This is a genomic window from Rhodococcus sp. NPDC006774, from assembly GCF_040636045.1.
Classification (GTDB): Bacteria; Actinomycetota; Actinomycetes; order Mycobacteriales; family Mycobacteriaceae; genus Rhodococcoides.
Genome location: NZ_JBEYIW010000001.1, coordinates 158,201 through 177,896, shown reverse-complemented (window position 1 = coordinate 177,896; position 19,696 = coordinate 158,201). Strand labels below are relative to the sequence as shown.

Below are 19,696 nucleotides of genomic sequence, written 5' to 3'. Positions count from 1 at the left end.
ACTCGCCCTCATGGCAGGCGACGTGAACACTGTACCGTCTCGCGGTTTGGTTAGAGGCTCGAAACAATCCGAACGTCAGGTCGAGGGGGTCCCATCATCGGCCTACGATCTGGTGGCAGTGCCCAACGACATCGCGCATCCTCGAACGAAGCACCTCACCAGCGACTTCCCGGTGGTGGGGATCCTCGGCGACGTCGCGACCCGAATCGACAGCGATCTCGTTCCGGTACCGGGTGCGCGGGCGCAGGCCCTGCTGGTGGCGTTGGCGCTGGTGCCGGGGCGCATGCGGTCGGCACAGGTCCTCATCGACGAGGTGTGGCAGGACGAGCCTCCCCGTTCGCCGAAGAACGCTCTGCAGACGCAGATCTCTCGGCTCCGTTCGGTGTTGCCCGCGGGCGTTCTCGAGAGCGATCGCGGCGGCTATCGGTTGGCTCTCGACACCGAGGAGACCGACCTCGGCCGCGCGCGTGTCCTCACCCGTGCGGCCGAGGCTCGACTCGCTTCTGCGCAGTGGCAGGACGCCCTCGACGGTGCGCTCGACGCCCTGAGCCTGTGGCGAGGGGAGCCGCCGGAATCGGTCCGAGTACAGGCAGAGCTGCTCGAGGTGGCGCTGAGGTCAGTACAGATCTCGGCGTTACTGGGGTTGCGCCGTTTCGATGACGCCATCCCGCTCGCACAGGCGAGAGTCGCCGCAGATCCAAGCGACGAACTCGCCACCGCCGACCTCATGCGTGCAATGCACGGCGCAGGCAGATCCAACGATGCCCTGACGGTGTTCGCGGCGTTGCGAACCGAACTCGCCGAACGTCTGGGAACCGACCCGTCGCCGGCCGTGACCGCGTTGAACACCGAAATTCTGGGACAGACCGCACCGAAGATGCTGCAGATCATCGGTCTGCGCGCCGCACCGAACGCACTCATCGGACGAGGCGACGACGTCGACGCGATCGAGGAACTGCTCGGCAGTTCTCGTGTCGTCACCGTCCTCGGTCCCGGCGGTGCGGGTAAGACGCGGATCGCACACGAGCTCGGTCGCCGCGCTGCGGCTCACATGTCGGTGGCGTTCGTCGAACTGGCTTCGCTGCGCAGCGAGGAGGACGTCGCGTCGGCGATCGGAGCGACCCTCGGGCTCACCGAGGCCGACGTCAAGGTCGGTGGGCTTCAGGTCACCCGGATCCATTCGATTCGGGAACGACTGGTCGATGTCTTCTCGACGCGGCGGGGATTGCTGATTCTCGACAATTGCGAGCATGTGATCGACGAGGTCGCGGTGGTGGTCGACGCCCTGGTGGCGTCGACCGACGCGGTGACGGTGCTGGCGACGTCGCGTTCCCCGATGGGGATCACGGCCGAGTCGGTCTTCCCACTGCCGTCGTTGGGTGTCACCGGCTCGAATTCGCCTGCGACGGAACTGTTCTGCATCAGGGCGTGGGCGGTCCGGCCGTCGGCGCGCCTCGAACCCGACGCCGTGGCCCGACTGTGCCGTACGTTGGACGGCTTGCCGTTGGCGATCGAACTGGCTGCGGCGCGGGTCAAGTCGATGAGCGTCGAGGAGATCGACGCGAGGCTCGACCGTCGCTTCACGCTGCTGCGATCGGCGGATCGAACCAGGCCGGAACGGCATCGGACGTTGCATGCCGTCATCGACTGGAGCTGGAATCTGCTCGACGCCACCGAGCAGGCGGCGCTGCGTCGACTGTGTCGATTTCCGGCGGGATTCGATCTCGACGCCGCGAGGCAGGTGGCGCAATGGGCTGCAGTGGAGGATGTTTCGGTTGCGCTCGACGGTCTGGTGAATCAGTCCATGCTCAGCGTTGTCGAGACGCCGATCGGTATTCGGTACTACATGCTCGAGACAGTGCGCGAGTACGGCGAGGAGCAACTCGACGCCAGTGGCGAGGCCAGAGCCGTCGCAGTTCGGCTGCGCGAGTGGTCGACATCGGTCGCGGTTCGAGTATCCGCCGGCTACTCCGGTGGGCACCCGGCCGAGATGGTCGCGCTCATGGAAGCCGAACACGACAACCTGCTGTCGGTGATGAGACATTCGTTCGGGCAACAGTTCTCGGACAACGTGTGCACGTTGTTCTCGGTACTGGGCTATTTCTGGGCCATGCGTGGGGCGCATTCGGAGGTGCTCAACTGGGCAGACAGAGTGCAGGCCAGCATTGGTGACGGGATGCTCGGCACGCCCGACGACAATGCCGTGATGGCCCTGCTGGTGCTGGCGGCGCACTACGCCTACGGCGGAAATCTGCGTCGGATAGCTCGCATCAGGGTGGACCTCCGGCACCTGCTGCACAGTCGGGCGGGGATGTCGCCGGGGCTGCGCTTCAACTCGGAGGTTCTGGTTCACCACGCCGGGGGTCGGGGTGTGGCCCGCAAGCTGGCCCTTGCCATTCGATCCGAACACGACGACGTTCGCTGCAACGCGTACGTCGTTCGCTCGATGCTGGCTCAGAACTCGGGTCGCCTGTACGAGTCGATCCGAGACGGCGAGCAGGCGCTCGTCATCGCACGGCGTCGGGGAGACCTGTGGGCCGTCGGCTCGACAGCGCAGACGCTGGCCAGCTCGTACGGGCTGTCGGGCGACTACGCACGGGCCGTGGAGTACTACCGAATCTCGGCCGACGTCATGTGGGAGATGCACGCTTTCGAGGAGAGCGTGCAGACGCGCACTTTTCTTGCGATGGCGTTGATCGGGGCCGGTCGTGTCGACGAGGGACGCGGATTGATCGACGAGTTGGAAGCCGTGGCGCACGGGCAGGAGATCACCCTCGATCCACCCTCGGACAACGACATCGGTGCCCGCTGGGATCGCGCTCAGCAGCGGTCGAGTTCCGCGTCGCTGACGGCGGCGCGGGCTGCGGCGGATCTCGAGGACGGTGCCGTCGAGCAGGGTCTCGAGGGTTTTCGCGGAGCCTTGGCGTTGGGTGGTTGGCCGTCGGAGGATCCGAGTGATCCGTTCATGACCATTCTGGTGTGTGCAGCCGTCGGTGCGCACGTTCTGCACGGTCGTGCCGAGGACGTGGCCGATGCAGTGGCGGCGTTGACGCGCAAGCCGTGGAATGTATTGGTGCCGGGCGGTTTCTACGACATCCCGATGCTCGGCGCGGTTGCGTGTGCGGTGGGTTCGTTCGAGATTCACAGGGGAGACCGGGCATTGGGGGTGCAGTTGTCGGCGGTGTCGAAGAAGGCGGTGGGTCGGCAGGACTTCCCGACGATGCAGATCGATCGGCATCTGAGAGCGGCCCGAGCGATTGCCGGTGACCGCGAGGTCGATGCCGGGCTCGCTCGGGCCGCTGAATTCACCAGAAATGGTGCGCTGCAAGAGATTCTGCGGTTGCTCGCGCTGGTCTAGGCCTTGCGCATGTACATTCTGACGGTCAGTGGGGCGAAGATCGCGACGATGACTGCGGCTCCGACGAGTGAGTACACGACGTGAATACCGAAGTGTCCGTTGTTCGCCAGCTCTCGGACCGCCGTCACCAGGTGTGAGACGGGATTGACATCGGCGAAGGCGCGCAGCCAGCTCGGCATCGTGCTTGTGTCGACGAAGGCGTTGGACAGGAACGTCAGTGGGAACAACACCAGCATCGAGATGCCCTGGACCGAGGAAGCTTTGCTCATCAGGGTGCCCAGGAGCGCGAAGATCCAGCTGATCGCCCACGCGCAGAACATCACCAGCAGCACCGCCCCGAGGAGACCGAGTGCTCCGCCCGCCGGGTGATAGCCCATCGCGAATCCGGTGAGAAAGCAGACGACCGCGGCGATGAGATAGCGGATGACGTCGGCCATCAATGCGCCTGCAAGCGGGGAGATTCGAGCGATCGGAAGTGATCGGAAGCGGTCGAAGACACCCTTGTCCATGTCTTCTCGCAGCTGGGTGCCGGTGACGACGGAACCGGTGATGACTGTCTGGACAAGAATCCCCGGCACGATCATCGGTAGGTAGGAGCTCACGTCTCCGGCGATCGCGCCGCCGAAGATGTAGCTGAACATCAACGTGAAGATGATCGGCAGCAGCACCACATCGGTGAGTTGTTCCGGATTGTGGCGGAGCTTGAGCAGTCCGCGATATCCCATCGTGGCGGACTGTGCGGCGGTGCGGGCCAGGCCGATGTGTCGCACCACCGGTCGGTCGGCGGGGTCGATGTACGTCGACGCTCGTGGGGTGAGGGTGGTTGTCATGCTGCGTCCTCGTCTGCGTTCTTGCCGGTGAGAGTCAGGAAGACCTCGTCCAGGCTGGGTTTGGTGACGGTGATTTCAGTGACGTCGATTCCGAAGTCGCGCAGTCGAATCAAGATGTCGGGGGTCATCGACGTGTCGGTCATCGGTGCGGTGAGACGAGCAGACTCGGGGCTGACGGACACCTCGACGCCCAGCTGCTCGGCAACCAACACTCGGGCGTCGTCGATCCGGTGTCGGTCGGTCAGAGTCAGTGCGAGAGCGGATGTACCCACCGACGACTTGAGCCCGTCGGCGGTGTCGTCGGCGATGACGCGGCCGTGGTCGATGACGGCGATTCGATCGCACAGTTGGTCGGCCTCGTCCAGATACTGGGTGGTGAGAAGGACGGTCGAGCCCTCGGCGACGAGGCGTCGGATGGTGTCCCACATCTGCGCTCGGGTGCGGGGGTCGAGCCCGGTGGTCGGCTCGTCGAGAAACAGCAGCGGTGGTGCCGAGATGAGGCTCGCTGCCAGATCGAGGCGTCGACGCATGCCGCCGGAGAACATCTTCAACGGTCTCGACGCCGCCTCGGTCAGCCCGAATTCCTCGAGGAGTTCGACGGCCTTGGCTTTGCTCTCGCGGCGACCGAGCCCGAGTAGTCGGGAGAAGACGACGAGATTCTCGGTCGCGGTGAGGTCCTCGTCGACCGATGCGTACTGGCCGGTGACGCCGACGAGCGACCGGACGGCGGTGGCGTCGGCGACGACATCGTGGCCGAAGACGCGGGCCGAGCCTCCGTCGGGTCTCAGGAGAGTGGCGAGCATGCTGACCGTCGTGGTCTTGCCCGCACCGTTCGGTCCGAGGACGCCGTACACCGCCCCGGTGGGAACGGTCAGGCTGACGCCGTCGACTGCGCGGTGCTTACCGAATGTCTTGACGAGGTTCTGGGCCTCGATTGCTGGTGTGGTCATGGGGCCAACGATCGCCCCGGGCGCTTGCACGACGCGTACGTCGCGCTTGCGTCCGCTGTCCGGCCAGGTCAGGTCAGGTCAGAGTGGGAGTGAAGTCTCCGTGAGGCCGACGCCACCGGTGCCGCGTAGCTTTCTGAACCATTCGGTGCCGAACGCGGTGGCGAGGTCCTCCAGAGGCATCTGCAGAAACGGTCCGAAGTCGCCGACCTGTGTTTCGTGGGCTTCCATTGCTGCCCGTTTGGCGTCCATCACGCTGGACACGTCGACCACCGTCGTGATCTCGGTTTCCGGCAGACCGAACGTCTCCATGTCCGGCGGTGACGCTTCCTCGCCCCAGTGCGGATTGGCCTCCATCAACTTGCGCATGTGATCGCGGTTGGTGGTGGTCTCGTAGACGAATGGAGTCTCGGCGATCTCGGTCGCGCGCTTGCCGACGACGTGAACCTGGATGTGGTCCGGATGGCCGTAGCCACCGTTCGGGTCGTAGATGGTCACGACATCGGCGTGCTCCTCGCGGAGGACGTCGGCCAGGCGTTGGGCTGCGGCGTCGACGTCGACGTTGCAGAACGCGTCCGGGTTCGCGTTCTCCGGAGTACCGGCCATTCCGGAATCGGCGTAGTGCAGCCGCACGATACGGGAGACTCCGAGAACAGCGGCCGAACGATCCAGCTCGACGCGTCTGCGCTCGGCCAGTGTCTCGCCGTCGGTGAGGATTCCGTCGGGGTACTCGCCGAGGGCACCGTCGGTGGCGGTGACCAGGACGACGCGGTGGCCTGCGTCGGCTGCGAGACGCATCACGCCACCGGTGCCGAACACTTCGTCGTCGGGATGTGCGTGGAAGCAGACCAGAACACTCATGTGGTGAATGCTTGCATGTCGAAGAGGGTGCGGCCCAGTCGGCGGGCAAATACGATCTGCGGATGACCACACAGCGGTCGGCCGCGATTCGTTCTCATTGGCAGGATTCACGGGCGGATCGGTACTGCCGCGCACTGCATCCAGTCGGGATTTTCTTTGCTCTGGTGTTCTTCGCGCTGTCGATGACTCCGTCACTGCTGCCCAGAGCCTGGTATCTGCAGGCGGTTGCCACGGGAATCAGCGTCGCGATCGGATACGGCGTCGGATGCCTCATCGCGTGGGTGGTTCGGATCTGTGGGGTGTCACCGAACTGGTCCGAGCAGTGGCGTCGCCGCGGGTGGTGGGCGTTGGCCGTTGCCGCGGCGGTGACGATTCCGCTGTTCCTGATCTTGGGGTCGTGGTGGCAGCAGATCGTCCGCAAGCTCGTCGGTGTCGAGGATCCAGGCAGGCCGCTGTACATCGCGGTGCTGGTGGTTTCCGTGGTGGTTGCCGTGGCCGTGCTGGCGTTGGGTCGTCTGCTGCGGCGGGCATCTCAGGCGTTGACGCGGTGGGGCAAGCAGTACGTCCCGAAACCGGTCGCGAGGATCGCTAGCGTGGTCGTCGTAGCCCTGTTGGTGGTGTTCGCCGTCAACGGCGCGTTGATTCGCGGCATCGTGGCGGTCGCGGAGAGTTCGGCCTCGACTGCAGACCGCGGCAACCACGAGGGCGTCGAGAAGCCCACCGCGGCCGAGCTGTCGGGTTCGGACGCGTCCAACGAGGAGTGGGATTCCCTGGGGCAGGAGGGCAGACGCTTCGTCGTGTCCGGGGTATCGCCGGACGAGATCAGTGAGTTCACCGGAAGGCCTGCGGTGCAACCGATCCGTGCCTACGCGGGCGTGGAGTCCGCGGACACCGTCGAGGGCGTGGCCGAGCGAGTGGTGGCAGAACTCGAACGCACGGGTGCGTTCTCCCGCGCTGTCCTGGGCGTCGCGACCACCACCGGACGGGGGTGGGTGAACGAGAACGTCGCTCGCCCTTTGGAATACCTGTACGACGGCAATTCGGCGATCGCGTCGATGCAGTACTCGTTCCTGCCGAGCCCGATGGCGTTTCTGGCCGACCGCCAGACTCCACAGGATGCCGGACGGGCTCTCTTCGAGGCGGTGTACGAGGTGTGGAGCGAGCTCCCCGAGGATTCGCGACCGAAGCTGGTGCTGTTCGGCGAGAGCCTCGGTGCCTACGGCGGACAGGATGCGTTCAGCGGCGCGCAGGACATGATCGCGCGCATCGACGGTGCCCTGTGGGTCGGTAATCCCAACTTCACGCCGCAGTGGGCGCGCATCACCGGTGGGCGCGACGCCGGATCCCGCGAGATCCTGCCTGTCATCGACGGCGGCGAGCACGTTCGTTTCGCCAGCTCGTCCGGTGACCTCGACATCGGCGGGCAATGGGACGAGCCCCGAATCGTGTACTGGCAGCACGCATCCGATCCCATCGTGTGGTGGTCTCCGGATCTGATACTGAACCGGCCAGACTGGCTACGAGAAACCCGTGGTGCCGACGTCGATCCAGGCGTGCAGTGGTTCCCGTTCGTGACCTTCTGGCAGTTGACGTTCGATCAGGTGTTCTCCACCGACGTCGACGACGGCCACGGCCACAGCTACGGAGCCGACGCGGTGAACATGTGGGCAGACATCCTCCAGCCGCCGGGCTGGACGGATGCGGACGTCGAGCGGTTGTACGAGGAAATGGCGGGCTGAGGCGTCGGCCGATCGGTTGTCCGCCCACCACCTCCGCCCACCCACCCACCTCCGCCGCAAACGCGCGCGCATTTGCCGAACGCGCGCAGTTTCGCGACCTGTTCGTGGGCTGTTCCGCGCGCACCTGACAAACGCGCGCGCATTCGTGCGTGAGACAGTGCACCCCATGCCGCCTGCCTCTGCCGGTCGACCCAACGCCGACGACGACCTGTCGACGGTTCTCGAGCTCGAGCGAGAGCTGCAGACTGCGGAATGTCGACGCGATCGCGAGAGGCTGGCCCGTCTGCTCGCCGACGACTTCACCGAGGTCGGAGCCTCGGGCACGATGTGGGACAAGTCGTCGATACTCGACCTGCTCGGCAGCGAAATCTCCGTCGAGATCGAGGTGATCGAACCGGTCGGACGGGTGATCGGTCCGGGTTATGTTCTGCTGCAGTGGATTTCGAGAACGCCGGAGATGCGCGCTCGCCGAACCTCGCTGTGGCGGCGTACGGACACCGGATGGGAACTGGTGCACCATCAAGGCACGCCGCTCGCGTGACCACTCCGGCGCAAACGCGCGCGCGTTTGCTGAACGCGCGCAGTTTCGCCACCTGTTCGCGGACTATTCCGCGCGCACCTGACGAACGCGCGCGCGTTTGCCGCAAACCGGGGGACTTCCGAGCAGCGGCCTGCTCAGCGCTTCCCCAGCATTGCCCGCAATTCTGCTCGATTCAGTTTTCCCGGCCCTCGGGTCGGCAGTGAGTCGAGGAGAAACAACTCTCGTGGCGCGGCCGTGACGTCCAACGACGATGCGACGTGAGAGCGCAACTCTGCCAACGTCACCGGCTCAGAGGCGACCACTGCGACCACCACTTTCTGCCCCAGTCGCTCGTCGGGCAATCCCACGACGGCGCACTCGAGTATCGCAGGATGTGTGATCAGTGCTGCCTCGACGACCTGAGGGACGACGGTCAACCCACCGGTCGAGATTGCCTCGTCGAGTCGCCCCGAGATGCTCAGTACCCCGTCGACGATGGTTCCGGCGTCGTCGGTGCGGAACCACCCCGGTTCGGCGAAGGCCGGATGATCGGGTAGACCGCGGTATCCCGAGGCCAGAGTTCGTCCACCCAACACGACCCTGCCGTCGTCGATGCGTACGACGGTACTGTGCAGCGGAACTCCGTCGTACACGCAGCCGCCGGCGGTTTCGCTCATGCCGTACGTTCGAACCACGCGGATCCCTGCAGCATGTGCCTTCTCCCGCAAGGGAATCGGCGTTGCCGCCCCGCCCAACAACACAGCATCGAGCGAGGCCAACGCAGCCACGGCCTCGGGATTCTCGAATACCTTCACCAATTGGCCGGGAACCAGTGACGTGTAGCGCTGGGGCCCCGACATCCGGCCCACCGATTCGATCAGGGCGACCGGGTCGAAACCGCGGGACACATCCATGATCACCGGCGAGGTTCCGGCGAGCACACTGCGCAGCAGCACCTGCATTCCGGCGATGTGGTGCGCGGGCAACGCCAGCAGCCACGACCCCGGTCCGCCGAGTCGTTCCTCGGTGGCCGTCGCCGACGCCATCAGTGCAGACGCGGGGAGCATGGCGCCCTTGGGAATTCCCGTCGTACCCGATGTCGCGACGACCAGGGCGACGCCGTCGTCGATGGGGGTACCCGGTGCCAGGGCGTCGTGCAGGCGGTGAATCTCGCGAGGATCGTCGGCGGGGACGGGAAGCAGGGCCGGGCCGTCGCCGGCGAGCATGCGGCTCAGCCGCGGCATGATGTCCGCCGCTGTCGGTCCCGACGGAATGGAAACGCTCTCGAGCACGGACTCGAGGTTAGTCCGTGCGGCGGAGGGTGAACGGGTCGGCCAGGGGCCACCCGCCGGCGGCGAGGTTCGCGCGCACTCGATTGATGTCCTCGTCGCGGGGCATCTCGTTGGTGACCTTGGTGATGGTGACCGAGATGCCGGCCTTGTCCGCAGGCAGCCGACCGTCGGCGATGAGGGCGTCCATCACCGACTGCACTTCGTCGTCGGACAGTCGCCGAGTCAGGAGTGCAAGGAGTGGAACGTAGTCCGCCTCGGGTACCCCGTCGGGATACCCGCCGCGAAGCCAACCGACGATCGAGTGGAGGAAAGACGGGACCGACATGGACTACAGGGAAGCCGGATCTGCCAGAGGCCATCCACCTGCTGCGAGACGCGCCGAGACGCGCGCGATGTCCTCGGTCGTCGGCTCGGCGTCGATCTGGTCTCGGATGTACGTGGCGATCTCGTCGTGCGAGATAGCCCCGTCGTCGAGTGCTCCGTTGGCGGGGGAGACCAACTCGAGCACGATCTCCTGCACCTGGGTGTCGGTCAATGCGGCGCGGCGCAACAGAGCGACGAGCGGGAAGCGGTCCTTGGGCGGGACGCCCTCGGGGTAGCCCGCCCGAAGCCATTGGAGCACCGATGCCGGGAAGGCAGTCTTCGTTGAATCGGTCATGACGACAGGAGTCCTTTCTCGGGTCAGAAGACGGAGATGCCGAACGTGCTGTCGAGGAAGTTCTTCATGATGAAGAGAATCCCGGCCACGATGGCCACGACCACGACGGTGAAGCAGGCAATCGCGGCGGCGGTGGCCACGGCGGGGCGAGCAACTCGGGTGGTGCCTGCTGCCGCGGCATCGTCGGACGGCTCACCGACGGACAGTGCCTTGAGACCGAAAGCGAAGATCGCGGGCAGGCCTGCGCCCAGGAGCAGACCGACGAGAACAACCTGCCAGAGCGAATCGAGAGTGTGCTTCAGAGTGTCCATGAGTACTTCAGACCTTCACTGGAGAGTCGGTGGGCGCCGGAACGAGGCCGCCGTCCCATTCGGCGTTGACGTTGCCGGGATCGACGGGTTCGCGACGTGAGCGGATGTACATGAAGGCGGCGAGTGCGACGAGAATGGCGAACACCACGAGGATGCCGGGCAGCCCGCCGATCGTGTGGGCGAGCAACCAGCAGACGGCACCGACGATTCCGGCGAGCGGCAGGGTGATCACCCAGGCGACGGCCATACGGCCGGCGACGTTCCAGCGCACTGCGGCGCCCGGCTTGCCGAGTCCCGATCCGAGGATCGAGCCGGTGGCGACCTGCGTGGTCGACAGCGGAAGGCCGAGGTGGCTGGACGTCAGAATGATCGCGGCCGAGGACGCCTCGGCGGCCATGCCCTGCGGAGATGCGATTTCGACCAGGCCCTTGCCCAGGGTGCGGATCACGCGCCAGCCGCCGAGGTAGGTGCCGAGGGCGATCGCCAGCGCACAGGTGACCTTGACCCACAACGGCATCTCCGAGTCGGGGGTGACGGTGCCGTAGGCGACCAGGGCCAGGAAGATGACGCCCATCGTCTTCTGAGCGTCGTTCGTGCCGTGTGCGAGCGAGACGAGCGAGGCCGAACCGATCTGACCCCAACGGAATCCGCGCTCCTTGGACTTCTCGGGTACGGAGTTGGTGATGCGGTAGATGACCCACGTGCCGGCGGTGGCGACGAGGCCGGCCACGATCGGGGCGAGGACAGCGGGAAGGACGATTTTGCTCCAGACGCCATCCCACACAACGCCGCTGGTGCCCAGACCGGCCATGGTGGCACCGATGAGGCCGCCGAACAGTGCGTGCGACGAGCTGGACGGAATGCCGAGCAGCCAGGTCGCGAGGTTCCACAGGATGCCGCCGACGAGGCCGGCGAAGATGATGGTCAGTAGAGCTTGACCGCCGGTGTCGCCGAGATTGACGACGCCCTTCGCGACGGTGGCTGCTACCTCGACGGACAGGAATGCGCCGACCAGGTTGAGGACAGCGGACAGGGTGACCGCAACCTTGGGCTTCAGTGCCCCCGTTGCGATCGACGTCGCCATGGCGTTGGCGGTGTCGTGGAAACCGTTGGTGAAGTCGAAGGCCAGTGCAGTCACGACCACGACGAGAAGTACGAGGAATTCAGCGCTCACGGTGGAAAGTGTGGAACACGAACGACGTTTCGAGGAAATTTCTTGCGAAGTGTTCTTCTTGGGCACCTCGAAGTCGTGTTGCATTCATCTTCCGTTCACATTTTTGCCTTATATGTCCCATTCTGCTGTGGCGTGGCGCACGGCTCTCGTCTTCGCGGATCGAGTCGCTGTGGAACAGTGGAACATCGTGAAGGGATCGGGCATGGACGACGCGGTGTGGGCGGCTCTGTCGTACTTCGATTCCGTCGATCCTGCGCTCGCCGCCGACGCGCGACTGGGGTGGGACGGTCTGGTGGACGTGTCTCCGCCCGCTGGCCCGACGCAACATTCCGTGCAGACCTTCCTGTGGGTGTATCTGCGTCACGCGGCCGAGGGGCCCGATCGCGCGGTCGATATCGCCCGCGCGCTCGGCGACCTACTCGACCGGCTCGGACGCGTCGGATACGCGGAGATTGCCCGAAGCGCCGTCACCGAGGAGCTCGTGCGAACACCCGACGACGCCGCATGGTTGCAGCGCTATCGCGCCGCCACCGAACAATCGGGCATCGGTGCCGTCGATACCGAGCTCGTCACCTGGCAGGACGCACCGGCCGGCGTCGAGCGGGCCATCGTCGAAAAGATCGGCGAGACACTGGAAGTGGCGACCATCGCCGGCGAGTTCGAGCCGTCGAAGCCCGGTGGGCGACCGCTCGGAGCCAACGCACAGGCCATGCGTCGTCGCGGAGTCACCGATGCTGTGCTGACGTCCGATCGAGGCAAGGACGACTCCGAGGCCGTCCTGCTCGAGCAGCTTCTCGACCACCGCATCGAGTTGTGGAGCAATTACAGCGCACCACGAGCAGAGCTCTATCTGGGGCTGCGCGAGACGTTGCACGAGGCCGCCCGGCCTGTGTACGGCTGTGTGCGCAGGCTCGAGAGCTTCATCGGCTGCATCGGGGACGGCGTCGCGTTGACCGACGCAGGGTATCTGCCGGACGAGCTGGTGGCGAGCATCGCGACCACGGTGTTTCCTCCGGCCGAACGTCCCATGCACATCGGCCGCGAACTCGACACGGAGAAGGTACTGATTGTCCGACGCCTCCTGATGAGGGTGCGTCTGCTGCGTCGTTCCGCCGGGCGGTTGGTACCGACGGCCCGAACTCGACAGCTCAGCTCCGACGGGCTCTGGCGCGTGCTCACCGCAGGCATCGTCGGAACCGAATACCATCCGGACACGATTGCCGCCGAGGTCGTTCTGGCGCGCATGATCGTCGGTCACGATGTCGCCGACGTGGAAGCGACAGCAGACGACCTCGCGCGTCTGCTGCGAGCCGAGGGATGGACCCATTCCGGCGAGGAGCCCGTTGCCGAGCACGCCGAGCCGCTCGCTCGGACGCTGGTGGCCGAACTGAGCGCGCTCGGTGCGTTCGAGGTGCCGGAACCGGGTCACGTGTCCGGATCGCAGACCTCCGGTTCGGTCGCGACCGACGAAGGCAAGCGACTTGCCGCAGCGGTACTGCGGCATCGGCTCCTGCACACGCGCTATCCGTCGTTGTGACCGCTCGCGGACGGGCTATCGGTCGAAACTGCCGATGTGGCACGGTTAAGCTCACTTGGATCCGGTTCCAGAATGGGCCCGGCTGTTCGTTGCGAGGTGATGCCGGTGGACGGTGAGGTCGCGGACACCGCGCGCTCCCAGTCTCGCCGGCAGAGCGACTCCGCTCGTCGATACCTCGATGTCGAGGCGACGACGCCTGCTCTGCGCTCGACAGTCGAATTCGCCGCACGCAGCGTCGGATTCGCCATAGCCCAACTCAACGTGCTCGACGAAGACACTCAGTACACGCTGGTGAACGTCGGTGGACCGCCGGTGTCCACGGTCGTGCGAGCCGACACCCTCTGCGACGACGTGGTGCGCTCCGGCGAACCAGCAGTCGTGGCGCACGGCCGAGTCCACGCCACCACCCGGCAGCGCGCCATCCTCGACGACAACGGCATCGCGTCCTACGCGTCGGTTCCGCTGCGCGGGCGAGAGGGCCTGGTGATCGGTACCCTCTGCCTGCTCGATCGCACGCCGCGCCCGCTGTCGGGCGAGCAGATGCAGGAACTCGAACAGTTCGCGTCGGTACTCGAGGAGCAGCTCGACCTGCATCGCCGCGTCGGATCGGGCGTCATCCGGCTCGGTAGCGACAACGACATCGCCGACTCCATCGCCGACGGTCACATCGTCCCCTGGTTCCAGTCGATCGTGGATCTGCGGACGGAGGAGATCGTCGGCTTCGAAGCGTTGGCGCGTTGGCACCACCCCACCCGCGGGATGGTGGTGCCCGCGGATTTCGTACCGTTCGCCGAGGCCAGCGAACTGATCATCGACGTCGACCTGAGTGTTCTCGCGCAGGCCGCCGCCGAGATGAAGAAGTGGCACGTTCATCGTCCTGACCTGCGGCTGACCGTCAACATCTCGGGACGCCACCTCGCGCATCCCGACGGTGTCAGTCAGCTGCAGCGTGCCATCGCGTCCTCCGGGGTGTCGCCGTCGTCGATCTCGCTCGAGCTCACCGAGACCACTGCCGTGACACCGGGGCCGCTGCTGCGCAGGCACATCGACGATGTGCATCGGCTGGGCTTTCGGGTGCTGCTCGACGATTTCGGTTCGGGCTGGTCATCACTCGAACGACTGGTGACGCTGCAGCCCGACGGCATCAAGATCGACGGGCACCTGACGCGATTCATCGACACCGTGGCCGGACGGGCGATGATCAAGTCGCTGGCCGGCGTGGCGAAGGACCTCGATCTGACGATGATCGTCGAAGGCATCGAGAGCCGCGAACAGGCCGACGCTGCGCTCGAGCTCGGCTGCACTCTGGCTCAGGGGTATCTGTGGTCGCGGCCGCAGTCTGCAACGGCGGTGCTACGTGCGATTGCCGACGACGCGTCGAAGCGCTAGCGGTTGTCGCGCCGAAGCGGGTGATCCTGCGGGATCTGCACCAGCACGATGGGAATCGCGTCCGGATCCTCGATCCACATCTCGATCAGACCCCACGGCTCCGTCCGGGCCTCACGCACGATCTCGATGCCGGCGGCCGCTAATTCCTCTGTAGCAGAATCGATATCACGTACCTGCAACCACAGAGCGCCGGAGAACGAACCCGATTCGTCGCCGCGATGGTGCGCGGCGATCTCGAGCAGACCCTGACCCGCGAAGAACACCGTCCCGCCGGGGTATTCGCGACACACCGCCAACGAGAGACCGTCACGGTAGAACGCGAGAGTCCTCTGGTAATCGACCGGCCGGAGAATTGTCCGAGAAGCGAGGATGTCCACACCGCATGGATACCACGATCACCCACAGTCTTCCCGCATACTCCACTCGCGAAGGCCCACCATCGAAATCCAGCGCACTGCGGTGCATGCCGCTGCACGTGCTCCAGTCGAGAAACAGTATTCGTGGCCGTCCCCGAATTCAACGAATTACTTTGTTCTTTCGCGTAATTCAGGCGCACCCGCCACCAAGGCATTCCGGGTTCACCTGTGGCGGCGCTGGAGAGGGTGATCTCGAGGCAGAATCTCTGCAGTGAGGGCGGATATCGCGGCTCGGGCGTGCGTGGTGCCGTCACCACCGGTCGCGGTGTGGGCACTGATCACCGCCAGGAGTAGATCGGCGGTGAGCCCAGGGTCGCGCCGTGGCGACTCGGACGAGGCGGTCAGGGCGTTCACCAGTGCTCTGTTGCAGTGGTTTTCGAGTGGCCGTGCGTGCGCGACCGGCGAACTCGTTACCGGTCCAGCCGCTCGCGGTGAGATCGCCGATGCTGACAGCGCGTCCAGTGTTGATCAGATCTGCCGCGGCAGCGAGGATCGTGCGATGAGTACGAATGGATTGCTGCTGCTCGTCGATCGATTGCGGTCGGTGCACCTGTGCGGTGCGAGGACTCAGATTCGTCATGATGTGGTTCTCCTATCGATGGGCCGAGAAGGGTTGTGGTGGAAAGACTGTCACCGACTCGGGGCCGGCCGCCCTTGCATATGCGCGCGGTGACACCAGCCCCCTGCGAGCGCATTGGCGACGCTGTGCCGGACCGCGTGTGAAATCCGCTCGAGGGCCGACGGCGCCGGTCCGATGCTGTTGTCGTGCTTCATTGTTGGTCGGCTGCGACGATCGGCCTGAACATGCGCACGCTGCTCTGGTCGAGGTGACGGAGTGTCCACTTGTCATGGGTCGTCACCATTCTGTGACTATGAGGCGCGTCACTCGCTGTGATGCGGTAAATCGCCTGGTCGTGCGTGTCCGGAGATGCTTCTGTCACGTCCGGGTGGGGGTGTCGCCGGCGTGATTCGGGTGTCGAAGGCCTGTCGTGGATGTGTGGGGTGTTGTACCGTCCCGAGCAGATCTTCAGTTATCTTTCAGCAATCATTGTGGTCGATGGAATCACCGAATCGTGTACGGAGACTCGCAGGACACCGGCAGGGGATCGATCGAGTATCACGTCGCCGCTCGCTCCCCAGGCCAAGCCAGTGTCGACATCACTTTCAATGGGATCGACGTTCCTATCCTCCAAGGATATTCCAGACTTTGGACATTGGAAGGCGGGGAGTGGATGTATGACAGCTGCCAATAGATCAGTCTCTGATTTCGATTGTCACTCTCCTAGAAACGAAGGACTGAAGTCGATGAGAAGGCTCAACTTGTACGAACTGCTAATAGGGATAGTGGGGTTGATACTCTCAATCAGTTCAATAGTGAACATCGCCAACGGAAACTCTTCAGTTGTGGACTATGTTGCAATCGTGGCATTCGCCGCAGTTTTCGCGATACTCGCTTGGCGGATATTCAACAGACGTAAAACGTCTTAGCATCGGACCACTGAAGGAGACTTGGAGTGCGATTCTTAGATCGAAAAATCAAGATGACGAGTACCGCGCTCTTGTGCATCGTGTGTGCTGTGATCGCCGGGTTCGGGTCGGTGTGGCTCTTCGGTGACTCGAAGGACAGCGACGAGGACAGTCGGACGGGATCGTTCACCTCCGCCGACGCCGACCAGCGGGTCGAACTCGCTGTCCAGACGGTCTTGAACGCATACAACGCCGGCGACTGGGAGGCCGTCGAACAGGGAAGTTGCGGCGACGTTGCACTCCGGACCGCTGCGGAATCACGCGGCGGGATTGCAACGAACCGGACTGACGACGAGGTCCGCATCACCGGCCTGGACGACTTCGAATTCACCACGGTCGACAGCGCAATGAACGCGTACACGTTCGCGCGCGTAACGGTCGGACGCCCCGACGACCCGACCGGCGATGCCGACGCTGTCGCTTTCTTCGCCCTGCTCGATTCCGGGGACGGCTGGAAGGTGTGCACGTCACAGATCGTGAGCACGACCGGAATTTAGCCCCTGCGTTCATTGGCCGAATTAAACAACCCTGTCAGCATGGCTGGCAGGGTTGTTTCGTTGTCGCTGGAGAGAATTGACGGCGTCGCCCGCGTGGGTCCTATTCCTGACAGGTGTACGGCTGATCGGATCTCACCGAAAACGCGCCCGGTCTCGAAGACCTGGGCGCGTGGCGGTGGCCACAGTCGTAGAACGGGTCGGTCAGGGGAGTCCAAGTGCGATCGCGAGTGCTTTATTGAGTCTGAGCACGGTCGCGGGGGAGAGGGAGCCGGCCGGGCGTCCGTTGGCGATCTCGTCGTGAAAAATTTGGGCGATGTCGTCGGCGAGGATCGAACCTACAAGAGGGTCAGCGGCGGCGAACGGGACGGCGGTGGGGATCCCGGGCTTCGGAGTGGTGGTCGCACGCACCGCGAGAACCCCGTCGAGTTTGCGGTTCCGGAAGTTGTTGGAGACCACCACCCACGGCTTTTCTCCCTCGCCCAGGTCAACCCAGTAGATCTGCCCGCGCAGTGCCGTCATGCGGTGTAGGTCTTGTCGACGCGCTCGACGTAGCGGCGGCGGCGCGCCTGTTGCTCACGTCGCCCTTCCGCTTGGTCCTTGGCGAGTTCGTCGTATCCGGCTTCAAGGGCCTTTTCGCGAAGTGCTTCCGCGCCCACACGCAGAAGGGCGCGGGCGATGCCGGACTCGGAGTTGTCGCGGATGGTGATGTGCTGCTGCTGCGCCCATTCCCGCAAGATTCTTGCTTCGAGGCATTCGGGGTCGGCGAACACGGCGAGTTCCGCTTGGTCGTCACTATCGAGTGTTACAGGTAGCCGTTTCACTCCCATGTTTCACAGTCTGACTCACTTTGTGCGTGATGGCAATGAGTTTTCCGCCACGGCGGTCCAATCTCCTCGCAAGCTTCGGTGATGCTCCAAGGATCGTCCGATGCCTTGGTATCAGACTGCTGGAATCCACATGACCGGCGCGTTCGCGCTGCTGAGGTTTCCCAAGCTGGCGCCGACGACGAACAAGCGATGAACACCGATCCGGCCCCCGTCATGGCGAACCCACTGTCGAGATCCCGTTCTTCAGCGGCAAACGCTCCCTCACCGTGTACCCCGAAGAGGTGTTCACCGCTGACGACGCGACGCAGTTGTTCTTCGAGTGGGCCACCACAGGAGAGATCGACCGCACGAAACATCATCTCCGCGAATTCGACCTCGACGCCTTCTACCGAACCTGAGACCAGCCTGCCGCGCGCGAACGATCGGCCGCGGACGTCGCCCTCATGGCCGAGGAGCTGCAATGCCCGAAGTCGGTGTCGATGAAGATCGCTGCTCGTACGCTGTTCCGGTGCGGTGGGCTTGGCGGAAGTCATCGAGCATTGGGGTTCGTCGATATGAGAGCCCATGCACGCGAACAGGTATGCGGAGTACTCGAGGAGTTGCATTGCACGACAGCAGGGCATCCTCGAGCGGGTCGATCAATAGCGAAGACGCCCGTTCCCGGTTGGGCAAAGACGGCGAACGCCACCGCAATCGAGCGTGAGGCAGGCCATCGCCCACCGAATGCGCTTTTCGGAGAGCCGGGAGTTCTGGAAGTCCGCCATCCAGCGGTAGTCGTACGGCTCTGTGAACCATGCCCGCACTCCACCCGCGGAACTTCCGGCGCGATGCGACGTCGAATTCGCCAGTGGATCAGAAATACCGAGGGAACGGCGACCAATCGGGCTCGCGCTTTTCCAGGAAGGAGTCGCGCCCTTCCACTGCCTCGTCGGTCATATAGGCCAGACGCGTTGCCTCACCGGCGAACAGTTGCTGGCCGACCAGGCCGTCGTCCTGCAAATTGAAGGCGTACTTCAACATTCGTTGGGCCTGAGGCGATTTCGCGTTGATCTTCGCCGCCCACTCGATGGCCGTGTTCTCGAGCTCGTCGTGATCGACCACCTTGTTCACTGCGCCCATGCGGTGCATCTCCTCGGCCGAATACGTCTCGCCGAGGAAGAAGATCTCGCGAGCGAACTTCTGACCGACCATCTTGGCCAGATACGCACTGCCGTAACCGCCGTCGAAGCTGCCGACGTCCGCGTCGGTCTGCTTGAACCGCGCATGTTCGCGGCTCGCGAGGGTCAGATCGCACACCACGTGCAGGCTGTGCCCGCCGCCTGCCGCCCAGCCGTTGACCAAGCAGATGACCACCTTGGGCATGAAGCGAATGAGGCGCTGCACCTCGAGGATGTGCAGGCGGCCGGCGCGGGCCTTGTCGACGGTGTCGGCCGTCTCCCCGTCCGCGTACTGATAGCCGCTGCGTCCGCGAATGCGCTGATCGCCACCGGAGCAGAACGCCCAGCCGCCGTCCTTGCTGCTCGGTCCGTTTCCGGTGAGCAACACCGTGCCCACGTCGGAACTCACCCGTGCATGTTCGAGAGTGCGGTAGAGCTCGTCGACGGTGTGCGGCCGAAATGCATTGCGGATTTCGGGACGGTCGAACGCAATTCGAACGGTCGCATCGGACACGTGGCGGTGATACGTGATGTCGGTCAGGTCTTCGAAGCCGGGAACGGGACGCCACAGTGCGGGAGTGAAGGTCACGAGCGCCAGCTTAACGGTGGCCGGGGTTGGCTCCGTGCCGAACGGTCGGTGCAGCTAGCGTGCAGTC

20 protein-coding genes are annotated in these 19,696 nt (G+C 64.6%); 7 read left to right on the top strand and 13 right to left on the bottom strand.

Annotated elements, in window-relative coordinates; translation table 11 throughout:
- The first annotated feature begins 112 nt into the window (after positions 1–112).
- Positions 113–3,358: a BTAD domain-containing putative transcriptional regulator gene (locus ABZ677_RS00870; RefSeq protein WP_358366253.1), complete on the top strand. Its 3,246-nt coding sequence runs from the start codon at positions 113–115 to the stop codon at positions 3,356–3,358.
- On the opposite strand, the gene ABZ677_RS00865 is transcribed toward ABZ677_RS00870, so the two are convergent.
- The 3 genes from ABZ677_RS00865 to ABZ677_RS00855 form a co-directional block, all read right to left on the bottom strand.
- The gene (locus ABZ677_RS00865; RefSeq protein ID WP_094632720.1) at positions 3,355–4,188 is read right to left on the bottom strand and encodes an ABC transporter permease; all 834 of its coding nucleotides are present in this window, start codon (positions 4,186–4,188) and stop codon (positions 3,355–3,357) included. The genes ABZ677_RS00870 and ABZ677_RS00865 overlap by 4 nt on opposite strands.
- Complete coding sequence (locus ABZ677_RS00860; protein WP_037187039.1) at positions 4,185–5,138, bottom strand: daunorubicin resistance protein DrrA family ABC transporter ATP-binding protein; 954 nt, start codon at positions 5,136–5,138, stop codon at positions 4,185–4,187. The genes ABZ677_RS00865 and ABZ677_RS00860 overlap by 4 nt, the downstream gene beginning before the upstream one ends.
- Before the next feature lie 78 nt (positions 5,139–5,216).
- A complete protein-coding gene (locus ABZ677_RS00855) occupies positions 5,217–5,996 on the bottom strand; it encodes a PIG-L family deacetylase (RefSeq protein ID WP_037187041.1) in 780 nt (259 codons plus the stop codon).
- Between the two features lie 62 nt (positions 5,997–6,058).
- Between ABZ677_RS00855 and ABZ677_RS00850 the strand changes: the two genes are divergently transcribed.
- Together ABZ677_RS00850 and ABZ677_RS00845 are read left to right on the top strand one after the other, a co-directional pair.
- Positions 6,059–7,735 (top strand): alpha/beta hydrolase, encoded by a 1,677-nt coding sequence (locus ABZ677_RS00850; protein ID WP_179274752.1) that lies wholly within the window; start codon positions 6,059–6,061, stop codon positions 7,733–7,735.
- A gap of 166 nt (positions 7,736–7,901) precedes the next feature.
- Entirely contained in the window at positions 7,902–8,276 is a 375-nt protein-coding gene (locus ABZ677_RS00845; RefSeq protein ID WP_358366252.1) for a nuclear transport factor 2 family protein, read from the top strand.
- 134 nt (positions 8,277–8,410) lie between these two features.
- On the opposite strand, the gene menE is transcribed toward ABZ677_RS00845, so the two are convergent.
- Genes menE through ABZ677_RS00820 form a run of 5 tightly spaced genes read right to left on the bottom strand, consistent with a single transcriptional unit; the run spans position 8,411 to position 11,690 of the window.
- Positions 8,411–9,499 (bottom strand): o-succinylbenzoate--CoA ligase, encoded by a 1,089-nt coding sequence (menE, locus tag ABZ677_RS00840; protein WP_358366503.1) that lies wholly within the window; start codon positions 9,497–9,499, stop codon positions 8,411–8,413.
- A gap of 58 nt (positions 9,500–9,557) precedes the next feature.
- Positions 9,558–9,872, bottom strand: coding sequence for a DUF3349 domain-containing protein (locus ABZ677_RS00835; RefSeq protein WP_094631990.1), 315 nt, complete (start codon positions 9,870–9,872; stop codon positions 9,558–9,560).
- Between the two features lie 3 nt (positions 9,873–9,875).
- Positions 9,876–10,205 (bottom strand): DUF3349 domain-containing protein, encoded by a 330-nt coding sequence (locus tag ABZ677_RS00830; RefSeq protein ID WP_037187052.1) that lies wholly within the window; start codon positions 10,203–10,205, stop codon positions 9,876–9,878.
- 23 nt (positions 10,206–10,228) lie between these two features.
- Complete coding sequence (locus ABZ677_RS00825; RefSeq protein ID WP_037187055.1) at positions 10,229–10,516, bottom strand: hypothetical protein; 288 nt, start codon at positions 10,514–10,516, stop codon at positions 10,229–10,231.
- A gap of 7 nt (positions 10,517–10,523) precedes the next feature.
- Positions 10,524–11,690, bottom strand: coding sequence for an inorganic phosphate transporter (locus ABZ677_RS00820; protein ID WP_037187059.1), 1,167 nt, complete (start codon positions 11,688–11,690; stop codon positions 10,524–10,526).
- A 112-nt stretch (positions 11,691–11,802) separates the two neighbouring features.
- Between ABZ677_RS00820 and ABZ677_RS00815 the strand changes: the two genes are divergently transcribed.
- Together ABZ677_RS00815 and ABZ677_RS00810 are read left to right on the top strand one after the other, a co-directional pair.
- The gene (locus tag ABZ677_RS00815; RefSeq protein ID WP_256986104.1) at positions 11,803–13,227 is read left to right on the top strand and encodes a hypothetical protein; all 1,425 of its coding nucleotides are present in this window, start codon (positions 11,803–11,805) and stop codon (positions 13,225–13,227) included.
- Between the two features lie 105 nt (positions 13,228–13,332).
- Positions 13,333–14,616: an EAL domain-containing protein gene (locus ABZ677_RS00810; RefSeq protein WP_230596134.1), complete on the top strand. Its 1,284-nt coding sequence runs from the start codon at positions 13,333–13,335 to the stop codon at positions 14,614–14,616.
- Here the strand turns inward: ABZ677_RS00810 and ABZ677_RS00805 are convergent.
- Positions 14,613–14,993 carry a VOC family protein gene (locus ABZ677_RS00805; RefSeq protein WP_358366251.1) on the bottom strand — a complete coding sequence of 127 codons (381 nt, stop codon included), beginning with the start codon at positions 14,991–14,993 and terminating at the stop codon, positions 14,613–14,615. The genes ABZ677_RS00810 and ABZ677_RS00805 overlap by 4 nt on opposite strands.
- Positions 14,994–15,282: 289 nt before the next feature.
- Positions 15,283–15,612, bottom strand: a complete 330-nt coding sequence (locus ABZ677_RS00800; protein ID WP_358366250.1) for a hypothetical protein — start codon at positions 15,610–15,612, stop codon at positions 15,283–15,285.
- Positions 15,613–16,609: 997 nt separating this feature from the next.
- On the opposite strand from ABZ677_RS00800, the gene ABZ677_RS00795 reads away from it, so the two are divergent.
- Positions 16,610–17,056, top strand: coding sequence for a hypothetical protein (locus tag ABZ677_RS00795; RefSeq protein WP_358366249.1), 447 nt, complete (start codon positions 16,610–16,612; stop codon positions 17,054–17,056).
- 201 nt (positions 17,057–17,257) lie between these two features.
- On the opposite strand, the gene ABZ677_RS00790 is transcribed toward ABZ677_RS00795, so the two are convergent.
- The gene (locus ABZ677_RS00790) at positions 17,258–17,575 is read right to left on the bottom strand and encodes a type II toxin-antitoxin system PemK/MazF family toxin (protein ID WP_037187073.1); all 318 of its coding nucleotides are present in this window, start codon (positions 17,573–17,575) and stop codon (positions 17,258–17,260) included.
- The gene (locus tag ABZ677_RS00785) at positions 17,572–17,883 is read right to left on the bottom strand and encodes a hypothetical protein (protein WP_358366248.1); all 312 of its coding nucleotides are present in this window, start codon (positions 17,881–17,883) and stop codon (positions 17,572–17,574) included. The genes ABZ677_RS00790 and ABZ677_RS00785 overlap by 4 nt, the downstream gene beginning before the upstream one ends.
- A gap of 266 nt (positions 17,884–18,149) precedes the next feature.
- Between ABZ677_RS00785 and ABZ677_RS00780 the strand changes: the two genes are divergently transcribed.
- A complete protein-coding gene (locus ABZ677_RS00780) occupies positions 18,150–18,281 on the top strand; it encodes a hypothetical protein (RefSeq protein WP_358366247.1) in 132 nt (43 codons plus the stop codon).
- A 454-nt stretch (positions 18,282–18,735) separates the two neighbouring features.
- Here the strand turns inward: ABZ677_RS00780 and ABZ677_RS00775 are convergent, their stop codons facing one another.
- Positions 18,736–19,629, bottom strand: a complete 894-nt coding sequence (locus ABZ677_RS00775) for a 1,4-dihydroxy-2-naphthoyl-CoA synthase (protein WP_094631959.1) — start codon at positions 19,627–19,629, stop codon at positions 18,736–18,738.
- Positions 19,630–19,696 lie beyond the last annotated feature (67 nt).

What these genes read in the sequence shown, in the direction of transcription:
- ABZ677_RS00865 (WP_094632720.1), bottom strand. Translation starts at nt 4,188, where the DNA reads ATGACAACCACCCTCACCCCACGAGCGTCGACGTACATCGACCCCGCC.
- ABZ677_RS00860 (WP_037187039.1), bottom strand. Translation starts at nt 5,138, where the DNA reads ATGACCACACCAGCAATCGAGGCCCAGAACCTCGTCAAGACATTCGGT.
- ABZ677_RS00855 (WP_037187041.1), bottom strand. Translation starts at nt 5,996, where the DNA reads ATGAGTGTTCTGGTCTGCTTCCACGCACATCCCGACGACGAAGTGTTC.
- ABZ677_RS00850 (WP_179274752.1), top strand. Translation starts at nt 6,059, where the DNA reads ATGACCACACAGCGGTCGGCCGCGATTCGTTCTCATTGGCAGGATTCA.
- ABZ677_RS00845 (WP_358366252.1), top strand. Translation starts at nt 7,902, where the DNA reads ATGCCGCCTGCCTCTGCCGGTCGACCCAACGCCGACGACGACCTGTCG.
- menE (WP_358366503.1), bottom strand. Translation starts at nt 9,499, where the DNA reads ATGCCGCGGCTGAGCCGCATGCTCGCCGGCGACGGCCCGGCCCTGCTT.
- ABZ677_RS00835 (WP_094631990.1), bottom strand. Translation starts at nt 9,872, where the DNA reads ATGTCGGTCCCGTCTTTCCTCCACTCGATCGTCGGTTGGCTTCGCGGC.
- ABZ677_RS00830 (WP_037187052.1), bottom strand. Translation starts at nt 10,205, where the DNA reads ATGACCGATTCAACGAAGACTGCCTTCCCGGCATCGGTGCTCCAATGG.
- ABZ677_RS00825 (WP_037187055.1), bottom strand. Translation starts at nt 10,516, where the DNA reads ATGGACACTCTGAAGCACACTCTCGATTCGCTCTGGCAGGTTGTTCTC.
- ABZ677_RS00815 (WP_256986104.1), top strand. Translation starts at nt 11,803, where the DNA reads ATGTCCCATTCTGCTGTGGCGTGGCGCACGGCTCTCGTCTTCGCGGAT.
- ABZ677_RS00800 (WP_358366250.1), bottom strand. Translation starts at nt 15,612, where the DNA reads ATGACGAATCTGAGTCCTCGCACCGCACAGGTGCACCGACCGCAATCG.
- ABZ677_RS00790 (WP_037187073.1), bottom strand. Translation starts at nt 17,575, where the DNA reads ATGACGGCACTGCGCGGGCAGATCTACTGGGTTGACCTGGGCGAGGGA.
- ABZ677_RS00785 (WP_358366248.1), bottom strand. Translation starts at nt 17,883, where the DNA reads ATGGGAGTGAAACGGCTACCTGTAACACTCGATAGTGACGACCAAGCG.